The organism is Flavobacterium sp. B183, from assembly GCF_023539155.1.
Taxonomy (GTDB): domain Bacteria; phylum Bacteroidota; class Bacteroidia; order Flavobacteriales; family Flavobacteriaceae; genus Flavobacterium; species Flavobacterium tructae.
Window position 1 is genome coordinate 3896630 of record NZ_CP097434.1, and the last position, 13275, is coordinate 3909904.

Consider the following 13275-nt stretch of genomic DNA (forward strand, 5'->3'; position numbering starts at 1 on the left):
AGAAAAAAGGGAACTTTGGAATTTAAAATCTATACGGTTACAAATTACAAAGCAACTTGCTAGTTCAGTTCTGTCTCAATTTAATGAAACTGAAAATAATAAGAAAGAGATCTTTAACGCTTAACGAATAATTAATCTGGAATTTTTAGATTAAATTATTAATTTCATCAAACTCTTCGATCGTCTTGTAACCTAAGAATGAATGTCTTCTCTTTTTGTTGTACCAATTTTCGATGTATTCATATATTTTAACTTTCATTTGGTTCCTCGGTAGGAGTTTATTTCCATTAATTAACTCAGCTTTAAAAGAATTGAAAAAACTTTCAGAAACGGCATTATCATAATGACTTTGTCTCCGACTCATACTACGCCGAACGCATTTATAGGAGTCTAACGTACTGGTAAAAATTTTATTGGCATATTGAACACCTCTATCAGAATGGAAAATTAAGTCTTTAGCAATTTTCCTGTTTTTAATTGCCATTTCCCAAGCAGGTAAGGTAGTTTGTTTAGTGCTCAATCGATCACCTAAACTCCATCCAATGATTTTCCTGTCAAATAAATCCATAACAATGGTAAGGTATAGAAAGCCATTCGTTGTTTGTATGTGTGTAATATCGGAAACCCAAGCTTTAGAAGGTTCATTAACTCTAAATTCTCTATTTAATACATTTGGAGACACATAATGATTATGAGTTGAATCAGTTGTGACCTTATATTTTCTTTTGACTTTTCTTCGAAGGCCCAGCATTTTCATATATAGTGATACTCGCGAGCTGTGTATTTTAAATCCCCTCTTTTCAAGCTCTTTAGTAATTTTTATGCAACCATACGTATGTTTAAATTCATAAAATATAGCTGTAATTTCTTCTTTTAATAAATTTACTCGAATTTTCGTATTTGTAGGTTCATGTTTTTTTCTCCAGTAATATGTACTTCTCGACACTTCTAACACGGTACATATCTTTAAAATTGAGAATTTAGATTTATTGTTTTCAATGAATTGTTTAATCATTGCTTTTCCTTGAGAAACGTATTTACTTCCACTTTTTAAAATTTCCAATGTATGCTGTGATTCTTTGAGTTTCTTTTCAAGGTTAGTAATTAAGGCTTGTTCGGGAGTTAATTTTAAGTAGCCACCTCCACAAAAACTTCCTTTTCCAAATTTTTTAAAGTCTTTCCGCCATCTATTTAGACAGCCTCGAGTTGTCCCCAGCTCTTTTTCAAGATTTTCAATTTGCCCCTTTCCTCTGCCATAACTTAATTTTACTGCATATTCTTTGAAAGTACGTTCATATTTTCTCATATTCTGAAGTTTAATTATTTATAAAAAGATGACTTTTTTAATGCCTATTTTCAACATGTTCAAATATCTTTTCTTCTATTTGTTTTTTAGTCAGAAGTATATTTGAAGCCATCAATTCAGATCTAAAAGAAGTAAAAAAGTTTTTAGGAATAATATTATCTAAATGATTCCTTGTTCGGCTCATGCTTTGTCTAACCTCTTTATAAGAGTTTAATTTATGAGTAAACAATTTATTGGCGTATTGAGGTGATCGATCAGAATGAAATATTAACCCCTTCTTTATTTTTCGATTATGAACGGCCATTTCCCAGGAAGGGATAGAAGTTTCTTTTATTGTTGATCCATTACTCAAACTCCATCCTATAATTTTTTTGTCAAATAAATCTATAATAATTGTTAGGAACAAAAATCCAGTCGCTGTTTCTATAATGGTTATACCCGAAACCCAAACCTGAGAAGGTTCTTCAGCTTTAAATTGTCGATTGAGAACATTGGGAAAAACATAAGGATTATAAAATTTACTAGAGGTAGCTTTATCTCTTCTTCTAACCTTGCTCGTAAGGCCTAATTTTTTCATATAGAAAGTAACTTGAGCACGTGATAATTTGAAACCCCGACTTTGCAATTCTGCTGAAATCTTTACATTACCATATATCCCTTTATATTCATGAAATATAGAAGTTATTTCTTCTTCTAATAAGATTGTTTGATGTTGTCTTGGAGATATTACATGATTCTTCCACCTATAATATGTATAATCTCTTATACCTAAAACTTTACACATTCTCCAAAGCGGATATGTATTCAAATTGTTTTCAATAAAATGAAAAATCATTGGTTTTCCCTCAGAAATATATTTACTTGATTTCTTAAAAATTTCAATTTCAAGCTGAGTCTCTTTAAGTTTTTGTTTAAGTGTTCTTTTAAGTTCGGAAAATCTTTTTTGTTCAGGATTCCTAAAACGACCTGGCCCACAAAAACTTTCTTTCCCATATTTTTGAAGTTCTTTTTGCCATCTATAGATATTGGTCGGAGCTATGCCAAGTTCTTTTGCAACTTTAGAAAGATTTGTTTCAAGGCCTAGTTTAACTGCATTTACCCTCAAATTACGGTCATAAATTTTCAGCTTTCCCATATCTTAAAATTATATCTTACATGAATTTAAGAAATATAATGACATAGAGATGCAAAAAAAGTAAAAACTAATATACTGAAATATCGCAATCTTTTATTAGAAAGCCCCTCTTTAAATTTAAAAATTGATTTTTGCAGCCTATCTATATTTCCTCCTACAAATTTGATAATAACTTACCATGTATCCCATTTTTAATTATAGTCTTTATGTTTAAATCTGCCTTTGCTATCCATTGCTTCAAAACTCATATTTATCTCAGAAGATAATAGTTATTAATAGATACAACAGAACCCGTGTCTAAATTTTACATATTTGCTACATTTGACAATTGAAAATTACTTATGAAATTACAAACTAAAATGATAGACCAAAAATAGAATCTACTGTTGAGCTCTACCATTTTAGTAGTCATTGTTTAGCTAGACACATATTAGACGAAAATATAAAAATAATAAAAAACATAAATTTAATGAATGATATTCGACAAAGTTTAAGTCAATTTATGAATTTGACTGATGAAGAGTTTGACTTAATTAAATCTAAATTGGAGGTAGAAGAGATTAAAACAAATACCATAATTATAAAGATTAACCAAAAAGTTTCAAAACTATATTTTGTAAAATCTGGCTTATTGAGAACTTATTTCATATCTGGGGGTAAAGAAATAAATACCTATTTTGCTTGTGACGGGCAGTTTATAACTTCCTTTTCTAGCTATATAACACAAACACCATCAATCCAATATTTAGAGGCTCTTGAATCAAGTATATTGTATTCAATTTCATTTGAAGAACTAAACAATCTATACGAAAGCTATCCTAAACTTGAAAAATTTGGGAAAATTTTAGCAGAACAAAACTATTTATGTGTATTAGAAAGGATGATTTACTTACAGTCGAAATCAGCAAAAGAGAAGTATCTATATTTTATTGAAAAATATGAAAAAAAAATTGTCCAAAGAGTTCCACAACTACATATCGCAAGTTATTTGGGTATTACTCCCGAAACATTGAGCAGAGTACGAAAAGAAATTTCTATTTCTTGACATTTATCAATGCCAAGCAGTGAAATGTAATGCAATTTTGCTAAAAAAAGCAAAATGAAAAAAAATACACTTTCTCTCATCGTAATGGCTTTAGTCTTTGTATCAATTCTATCCATAAATTCTTGTAATAGTATTTTAGAGGTTTCCAAAATAGAAACAAACAGGGTTTTTAATACAAGGACAAATAATAAAGTACAGTTTTCAATCATTGAAACAGGAACAGCGAAAACGCAAAAAGCATTTGCATTTAAAGGTGGCAGCTTGTTTGAAAACCATAAAATTGCACATATTTCTGTTTGGGTCAAACACCCAGATGGCGATTTTTTATTTGACACAGGACTTGGAGATAGTATTAATATTCAATTTGATAAAGGAATGTCGTTTTTTCATAAACTAATGTTTAAATATAAAAAGGGACAAAGTGTCAAAGAACAATTATTATTAAATGGGTTAAATAATAATTCAATAAGAACAATTATTTTATCCCATTTACATTGGGACCATGCAAGTGGGATTAATGACTTTCCTAATTCGGATATTTACACTACTGAAGAAGAACTAAAATTTGCACAATCAAACAAAGCCTTTTCGCCAGCATTCATAAAATCTCAATATAACAACAAATCAACAAAATGGAAATTTCTTAATTTTGAAAAAAATAAATACGAGTTTTTTGAAGAATCTTGCGATTTTTTTGGCGATGGAAGTGTGATTTTTGTAAAACTTCCTGGGCATACGCTTGGTTCAATAGGAATGTTCATCAATGGGCAAAAAAGATACTTTTTTACAGGTGATGTAACTTGGGCTATTGAAGGTTTTAAAAGACCATCATCCAAAAATAGAATACCAAGTAAATTAGTTGACTACAATAAAAATAAACTAGATACAACTATTATAAAAATTCATAGCTTAATGAAATTGGATACAAATTTAGTCGTTATACCTGCGCACGACTTTGAAATCCAAAAAACATTAAAACATTTTCCTGAATTTCAATACTAATTGTTGAGTTAGAATCCAATAATGCATTTGATGATGAAATCAAATATAAAAAAGAACGAACCGCTAACAAATGTTCATACAATTTTACAAAAACAATTCAAACATAGCTAAGCTTTAATTTTTCTTTCTCAGGAAAGCTTCCTGTTCCAAATTCTTGGTAATCCTGACGCCATTTGTACAGCAAAGGAGTCTGTTCTTTGGCTAATTTCAATGTCTGTTTTTGATTAAATTACATATTACTTTATTGGTTTCAAGTCGAAAATGCATTATTTTGTTTAACATTAATTAAATTACATTAAACAAATTATTATCTTTAAATCGTTTAATAATTTGGAAACTGACTAATGAATTTACAGTTCAATAACCGATAAGTACTCACATCTATTTGTTAAGAAAAAACTTTTATCTACTTGAAAACAATTTTTTCTGTGGAAATCTTTGTAGCTATATCATGACTTTTTATTCAATGAGTGCATCTAGAACTGTTAATACTAAATTATTTTCGAAGATTAAAAATATTTATAGCTAAAAATAAAAAAGTAATGAAAGGTGTATTACTGGTAAATCTGGGGTCCTCCGAAAGTCCAACCGCAAAAGATGTTAAACCTTATTTGGATGAATTTTTAATGGATAAATATGTAATTGATGTACCTTATCTACTTAGAGCCCTTTTGGTGCGAGGTATAATTTTAAGAAAAAGCCCCAAAGAGTCGGCACATGCATACACAAAAATCTGGTGGAAGGAAGGCTCTCCCTTAGTAGTTCTTTCTAAAAGATTGCAAAAAAAAAGTCCAAGGCTCGGTGAATATTCCTGTTTCTCCTGCCATGCGTTACGGCACTATGTCAATCGAGAAAGGACTTCAGGAATTAAATGATAAAGGTGTTAAAAATGTGGTGTTATTTCCTTTGTATCCGCAATATGCAATGGCTTCCACCCTGACTATTCTTAATAAAGCAGAAGAAATACGTAAAAAGAAATTTACGCAGATGGCTTTTACTTACAAAAATGTCCTGAACTAAATCTTCGCATTCATCTATACTCAAAAAACGATTTGCAAATAGAACTAGTGATCGATAATGCTCATCAAATATTTTCTTTATGTAACGTTCGCAGATATTATTTTCGTTTGTTACCAATGCCTATTGTTCAATAATTGATTATAATTGGTGACAAATTAAATAAATTTAAATCAATATTTCCTAATTAAAATAATGCAAACATTGTAAACAGAAGACTTTAGTTATAATATATAGCTTCTTTTTCGTGGCAATTTATTTAACTTACAAACAAATCACAAAGATTCATTTTATTATATGAACCAAAAATGGCAAGAACATTAAAACGATAACTTAGTGAAATTGATACCTTTTCCGCTAAAAAAGAGAACACTAATTTAAATATATTATTTCAAATTTTGTAACAGAATCGTAACGCATAATTCTTCGTCTCATTAGTATCAAACTCTTTTCTATTGTGATTCGAATAACAGAAAGGCAAGAATTTATTTTATTTTTATAGATTGTTCGATAATCATAAGCGATTAAAGAAAGCAGATATGTATTCAATTATTTCTTCCCTATAATTTAATTATATTTACTATAGTTTTGTCCCCTAAAGCAAATTTAAATTTGGAAGATTTCAATTTAAACAAAAAATCATATACTGTCTAGTATGGGATTTTCTAACTATAGATAGCCCATGGCTTAAACCATTGCTGCCCTACATTTTCAATTGCATAAATTTCTGCAAATTTTGCAAAACTATTGCCATTCGGTTAACGCTATCATAAATTTAGTTAATAATTAAAATAGTTTAAAATACAACTATAGTTTCTAAATTAGTTTATCAATCATCCCTTTAAAAATAAATCCATGAAAAGGAAGTATAGAATACCAATACAATCTACCAAGCAAACCATTAGGTTTAAAGGTTGCCGCCTGATACAAAGTATCGTTAATAACCTTAAATTCCAGCCAGGCTTCACCTGGCAGTTTCATTTCGGCATATAAAACTAACTTCCCCTTCTTTTTATCAGCATATACTACACGCCAAAAATCGAGAGCATCCCCAGGAAATAATGCCTTTTTATGGGTTCTTCCCCTTCTTGCTCCTACACCTCCAAAAAGCTTATCTATAAATCCGCGCAAACTCCATAACCAGTCTCCATAATACCACCCTGTTTCTCCACCTATCGCCCAAATTTTTTCAATTGTAAGTTCGCGGTTTAAAATTTCTCTTTTTCTTCTATCAATATAACAATTCTTTTTGGGAACCTTAACATATTGATTCAGGTTTCCTCTAAATCGACTACTGACAAGTGAATCTTTCCAGCTCGATATAATGTCATCTTCCTTAATTTTTTGTAATGCCAGCTGTAATGCCAATTCGTAAGAAATGGGTTTTACCTCTAAAAGTGAATTAATTCTGTTATCACTACAAACAACCTCTACCTTCATACTATTTACTAAAGATGAAGCCAACTTATATGATGTTGACGTTACAAAATAAAGCCAGTATGAAGACAGCTTTGGAGTCATAACAGGAATTGTAAAAATGTATCGTTTCATATTTTTTGCCTTTGCAAATTCCAGTAACATATCCTTGTAGGTAAGTACATCAGTACCACCAATATCGAAACTTTGACTATAGGTCCGAGGATTCAGCAACGACTTAATTAAAAAATCTAGCACATCTGCAACTGCTATTGGCTGACATCTGGTATTAAGCCATTTAGGAGTAATCATCACAGGTAGTTTATCGACCAGATCACGTATTATTTCAAAAGAAGCGCTTCCAGAACCTACAATTATTCCAGCCCTTAAAGTAGTAGTCGGAATCCCCCTCCTCTTAAGATGTCCTCAACGGCTTTTCGGGACGACAAATGTTTAGACAGAGATGCCTGGTTAACAATACCACTAAGGTAGATAATTTGTTTTGCCTTTGTATGTACAAGTACTTCTCTAAAATTAAGGGCACAATCACTTTCCTTTTCATCGTAATTTTCCGCAGTATCAGACATGGAATGTATTAAATAATAGGCCGCATCAATGTTATTAGGAATATTTACCAAACTTCCGGCATCAAGAAAATCAACTTCAATAACTTCAATATTTTGCCGCAAAAATTCAGGATAATAAAACCTCCTTTTATCCCGAACACAGCAAATTACCGTATGTCCATTTTTTATGAGTAATGGTAAAAGTCGTTTCCCAATATATCCTGTTACACCTGTTAGTAGAATTCTCATGATTATCTGTTATAATTTAAAACTTATTAATCCATAGTCCATAGAAATAATTTGTCCCGATATTGATTTTGCATTTTCAGAAATCAAAAAATTTACCATTTGAGCAACTTCGTTTGTTTGAAGATAATTTTTCATAGGATGTCGTTCTTTCATGTTTTCCTTCATTCTCTCATTTCTTAAAATCGATGCTGAAAGGGAAGTTTCAGTTATTGTTGGTGCAATAGCATTAACCCTTATTATACCTGCCAACTCTGCACCAAGAGATTTTACCAATCCTTCAATTGCTGATTTAGATGTTGCTGTACTGACATGAAAAGGCATTCCCAGCTTCACAGCAACTGTACTAAATAAGAGAATAGATGGTTCTACTCCTTTCTTTATAACAGGCAGATACTTTTGAATAACCTTTACCGCTCCAATAACATTAATTTCAAAATCATTTTTAAAATCCTCAATACTCAAGCTATGAATCGGTTTTAGGTTTATCGATCCCGGGCAATAAATCAAAGAATCAATATTATCTAATTCTGGAAGATTGTCCTGAAGAACATCTACAGAAAAATGAAAAAGATTGGGATGCTTAATATCCGGAATAGTACGGCTTAGATTATAAACTATATTGTTTTGCAACTGTTGATTTAAAACAGCATTGCCAATACCTTTACTTCCACCAACAATTACAATTTTTTTCATAATTAAATAATTTTAGTTTAATGCTTTATAAATAGTGTTATTAGTGAATACAATAAAATTACAAAATGTTTAATGATTTGTAACAAAAGTTAAACACAAATAATTCTTAAACTAAATTTTAAGGTGCGACTTCTCAAAAATAAACTTGAAAGTAATTATATCAAAAATTTATAATAAGAATTTACCTGTAATTCATAAAACAGCTTGAGAAGACCAAACTCTATTTGATACTGTTAAATTTTAATTTGATTTATCGGAATTTGAAGTAAAAGGGTTTTGAAACCTACATCAAATACCTTTTTCTTTGATATAGGTTTCATCCGATCTACAACTTTTCCTAATTGCTTTCTTTCGTTTCTTTATTTGCGTTTCACTAAATGGACTAAATTTATAAACCCGGCATCGAATTGTTGCATGATGCTCCATCACTACTCTAATCTTCAGTATTTGTTAAACATCACGGTAATTAAGTGTAAATCTTAATTTAAATATATTACAAGAAAAATTATGGATTTTAGATAACAATGGCCCTCAGTATTCATTTTTTGATGGATTTAAAATTCTAAAGATAAAAGTTGTTTGCAGATGCGACAAAATAATACTTACCCACCTATAATTTTTAAAATCGCAATTGATTTTATTTGTATCTTTATTCTTAAATAAAATTCTTTCATTTAAGAATATATAGACACGACCGCACTTACAAAAAAGTACTACCATAAATTATATACTGAATAAAAAAATGTATTATGAGAAAAAAAAACAAAATAATAACAGTTCTTTTTTTTACAATTGCACTTATTTATCAAGAAAAAGCAACGGCATGTACCCGAGTTGTTTATAAAGGATTAAATAATATGGTTATTACAGCACGTTCCATGGACTGGAAGAGCGACATTCCTGCCAATTTATGGATTTTTCCTCGAGGAATAGAGCGTATTGGAGAAGCAGGAAACAATTCAGTAAAATGGAAATCCAAATATGGAAGTGTAATCACCAGTTCATGGGATATTGCATCATCAGACGGTATGAATGAAAAAGGTTTGGTGGCTAATCTTTTGTGGCTCGCCGAATCAAGTTTTCCTAGTTTTGAGAAAAATGGAACTAAAAAAGGATTAGCTGTATCTCTATGGTTACAGTATACATTAGATAACTTTGCTACAGTTTCAGAAGTTGTAAACTCATTTGAAAAAAATGATTTTGTAGTTGTTTCATCACATATTCCCGGAACTGACATTTTTGCTACAGTTCATTTATCGATCTCTGATTCCACTGGAGACAATGCAATTTTAGAATTTATTAATGGAAAACTAATTATACATCACGATAAAAAATTTAACGTAATGACCAACTCTCCTATTTTTGAGGAGCAGTTAGCTATAAATGCCTATTGGAAAGGAATTCCTGGAACTGTTATGCTACCGGGAACAAATAGAGCGGCCGACAGGTTTACCAGAGCATCCTATTACATTGATGCAATACCTAAAACTGATAATACAAGAGTAGCTATTGCAAGTGTTTTTGGAGTTATTCGAAATTGTTCAGTTCCTTTTGGTATTTCTTCTCCAACTGAACCAAATATTTCATCAACAAGATGGCGAACTGTTGCCGATCAAAAAAATCTCATTTATTATTTTGATAATGTTCTTAATCCCAATGTTATTTGGTTAGAGTTCAGCAAAATTGATTTCAGTGAAAAAGCAAAAACTAAAAAACTTTCTTTAGAAAACAATGAGAATTACTCCGGTGAATCGCTAAAAAATTTCCAAGTGATGGAACCTTTTAAGTTTGCAGGTCTTGAATAAATGATAATGAATTCTTCGCTCTGGCAATATTTTAAAAAAAAATCTCAAGAACTGCTCTAAATTTCTAATACCAAGGAATTTATTGTAAACAGTAAAATAGTGTTCTATTACTTCTGTAATAATCATACCCGAAATTTAAGGAATTTCATAATAAAGAAGCTAATTTGTAAAATGATTTAAACATAGTTTTATCTGGTTGAATCATTTGATTCTTTCTTAGCATATACACTCAATTCCACCCAATTTACGTATCACTGACTCAGAACTTTTAAAACCTAAGCCATTTTGTAGACGTCATCTAATAAAACAATGATCCTGCTATACCACATATTATGATATTTACACTGCTGGATTTTAATCTTTGAAATTAGGCGCTTGTGGTAAAATTTGATTGCGATAGTATGAGAACTACTTTTCTCAATGTTAATTATACTTGACCTGCAGTTATTAGTAATTGATTTAATTAGAAATGACTGAGCAATTATTCCATTTCTTTTTCTGTTGAGAAGCAAGTCTGCTGTTTGTCTAATTTAACTCCTGCACGATATAAACAACACCAAATGCCTTTGACTTTATATATAGGTCTTATCCTAGATCTAACTTTTCCAAACTTCTTTCTTGCGCTTCTTTAATTGCGCTTCAATAAGATCGACTAAATTTATGAACCTAGATTTTGAATTATTTCATGATCCACTATCACTCCTCTAATCTTCAGTATTTATTTAATAGCATGGTGACTAAGTAGAATCTTAATTTTAAATATACTGCTTGAAGAATCATGAATTTTGGATAACAATGACCTTTAGTATTCATTTTTTGATGGATTTAAAATTCTAAAGAAAAAATTTCCAAAAACTCCGCTTTTAAATATGTAGGATTTTTTATATATTTGATTAAACAAATTTGCCTGATTTATTGTTGCTATACCAAAATTAGAATAGTAAAAAAAATTACAATTTAATCAATTTCACAGCTCTTAATTCTAAGTAATATGAAAGTTAAATCGTTAAAATTGTTAGTAATTCTTCTTTTTGTTTCTTTTAATAACATAGCTGCGCCATCGCCCCCGCAACCACAATCAATACCTCCACCAGTTGGAGATCCTGTACCAATAGACAACGAAATTTCAATATTATTTCTAAGCGGAATAATACTTGGGGCTTTTTTTTTAATTAAAAAAAGAAAAACATCCACTATATAGTTTTATTAAATAAACGCTATTAACCCTAAAGTTAAAGTAATGAAGATCATAATTCTATTTATTTTCCTCTTGATTCATTCAAAATGTATCTCACAAATTTATTTCAGTCCCAATACGAACATGTATGTAAAGAATGAAGTGTTATTTGTTCAACAGGATATCAACTTAGCTTTGAATTCTAATCTGTATCTGCGTAATAATTCACAATTGTTGCAGGGAACAACAGGGAATTCAACTAATTCGGGATTGGGTACATTGTCAGTTTATCAAAGGGGAACTTCAGATAATTTCGATTATAATTATTGGTGTTCTCCTGTTGGAAGCGCATCTAATTTATCCGGAAATGAAAACTTTGGCATTACAATGCTGAGCAGACCTACTACGACAATTGCTTCAGTAGCATCAACAATTTTACCCGTAAATAATTCCGATGGAACTTCCAATCCTCTGGCAATAGCACCAAAATGGGTTTATAAACTTATAAATGCCAATAATTATTCACAATGGCTTTTTGTTGGAGGATCCACCATTTTAGCCCCTGGCGAAGGTTTTTCAATGAAAGGAACAAGTGGAACTGATTCAACAGATCCTGAAGGAACTGGTGTTACCAATAATCCCGGCGGGTCACAAAGATATGATTTTAGAGGAAAACCAAATGATGGCAATATTACTATTTCCTTGGGGGCTAATAACGCAACTTTAACCGGAAATCCATATCCATCAGCTTTACATTTAAATGCTTTTCTCTTAGATCCTTCTAATACAAATACAGGTGGTATTGCTTACTTCTGGGAACAAGATAAGACAGTAAACACGCATACCTTAGTAAATTACAAAGGGGGCTATGGCGCATATTCTCCAATCAGTTTAGGTTCCAATGGTGTGTATGTACCAGCTACTTTCAATACCTATAACCCAGATGGCTCAGTAAACAATACAGGACTGTCTTCCGGACTTGTAATACAAAGGAAATATTCTCCAATTGGTCAGGGCTTTGTAATTAGTGCGATCGCTAGTGGAACTGCGACGTTTAAAAATGCCCATAGGGCATTTTATAAACAAGGAAGTGGTTTGTCACAATTTGAAAAACATATTCCTAAAGAAAAAAGTACTAAAGGAATTGAAGCCACTGAGGAGATTTCATATTTGAAATTAAATGTTATAATCAATAATGAATTTACCAGACAATTAGCCCTTGTATTTGTTTCCCGTGCAACTGATGGAATTGACAACGGTATTGATGCGCCCATGATGGATGTACTTCCCAATGATGCGGGTTTTTTAATTGAAAACAATAATTATGTGATTCAGGGTGTAAATTTCGATCCTGAAAAAAAAATCCCCATAATCGTAAAGGCAACTACCAATACTACTTTTAAATTTAAGATTCCTGAAGTAATAAGTTGGGACACTTCACAAATGATTTACCTCCATGATGCACTGAATGATTCTTTTTTTGACATAAAAAATGCGATGTATGAAGTCAATCTTGAAAAGGGAATCTATGCAGATCGTTTTAAAATTGCATTCAAAAACGATAAAACACTTAATACTACAGACAAAAACTATAACCCATTTTTCATTAGTCAGGATAATATCAATAATAGTTTAAAAGTATCTAATCCCAAAAATCTTTCTTTAAGAACGTTTAAGCTTTATGAAATAACCGGGAAAGTTATTCTGCATAAAGAAAATCTGGGAATAGAACACAATTATACTTTTTCAACCAATGGATTAAGCAGCGGAGTTTATATTGCCCAATTTTTGACACTGAATAATGAAAGGTTCACGGAGAAAATAATCATTTTAAACTCTAAAAATTAGAAGTAATTACTCATAA

At 30.7% G+C, this 13275-nt stretch carries 8 protein-coding genes and 2 pseudogenes; 5 read left to right on the forward strand and 5 right to left on the reverse strand.

What is annotated here, in order from left to right; genetic code table 11:
• Positions 1-145: 145 nt before the first annotated feature.
• Entirely contained in the window at positions 146-1306 is a 1161-nt protein-coding gene (locus M4I44_RS16440) for an IS3 family transposase (RefSeq protein ID WP_249965405.1), read from the reverse strand.
• A 37-nt stretch (positions 1307-1343) separates the two neighbouring features.
• On the reverse strand, positions 1344-2441 hold the full coding sequence (locus tag M4I44_RS16445; RefSeq protein ID WP_249965406.1) for an IS3 family transposase: 1098 nt from the start codon (positions 2439-2441) through the stop codon (positions 1344-1346).
• Between the two features lie 469 nt (positions 2442-2910).
• On the opposite strand from M4I44_RS16445, the gene M4I44_RS16450 reads away from it, so the two are divergent.
• From M4I44_RS16450 to M4I44_RS16460, 3 genes and pseudogenes are all read left to right on the forward strand, one after another.
• A complete protein-coding gene (locus tag M4I44_RS16450; protein ID WP_249965407.1) occupies positions 2911-3486 on the forward strand; it encodes a Crp/Fnr family transcriptional regulator in 576 nt (191 codons plus the stop codon).
• A gap of 54 nt (positions 3487-3540) precedes the next feature.
• Entirely contained in the window at positions 3541-4488 is a 948-nt protein-coding gene (locus M4I44_RS16455; RefSeq protein WP_249965408.1) for an MBL fold metallo-hydrolase, read from the forward strand.
• Positions 4489-5030: 542 nt separating this feature from the next.
• A pseudogene (locus M4I44_RS16460) lies at positions 5031-5487 on the forward strand (ferrochelatase); the annotation flags it as partial.
• An 834-nt stretch (positions 5488-6321) separates the two neighbouring features.
• On the opposite strand, the pseudogene M4I44_RS16465 reads toward M4I44_RS16460, so the two are convergent.
• Positions 6322-7736, reverse strand: a pseudogene (locus M4I44_RS16465) (SDR family oxidoreductase).
• A 9-nt stretch (positions 7737-7745) separates the two neighbouring features.
• Entirely contained in the window at positions 7746-8429 is a 684-nt protein-coding gene (locus tag M4I44_RS16470) for an SDR family NAD(P)-dependent oxidoreductase (protein WP_249965409.1), read from the reverse strand.
• 749 nt (positions 8430-9178) lie between these two features.
• Here M4I44_RS16470 and M4I44_RS16475 point away from each other — a divergent pair.
• The gene (locus M4I44_RS16475; RefSeq protein ID WP_249965410.1) at positions 9179-10234 is read left to right on the forward strand and encodes a linear amide C-N hydrolase; all 1056 of its coding nucleotides are present in this window, start codon (positions 9179-9181) and stop codon (positions 10232-10234) included.
• Between the two features lie 957 nt (positions 10235-11191).
• Here M4I44_RS16475 and M4I44_RS16480 read toward each other — a convergent pair.
• Positions 11192-11428: a hypothetical protein gene (locus M4I44_RS16480; RefSeq protein ID WP_249965411.1), complete on the reverse strand. Its 237-nt coding sequence runs from the start codon at positions 11426-11428 to the stop codon at positions 11192-11194.
• Between the two features lie 46 nt (positions 11429-11474).
• On the opposite strand from M4I44_RS16480, the gene M4I44_RS16485 reads away from it, so the two are divergent.
• Positions 11475-13259: a T9SS type A sorting domain-containing protein gene (locus M4I44_RS16485; protein WP_249965412.1), complete on the forward strand. Its 1785-nt coding sequence runs from the start codon at positions 11475-11477 to the stop codon at positions 13257-13259.
• Positions 13260-13275 lie beyond the last annotated feature (16 nt).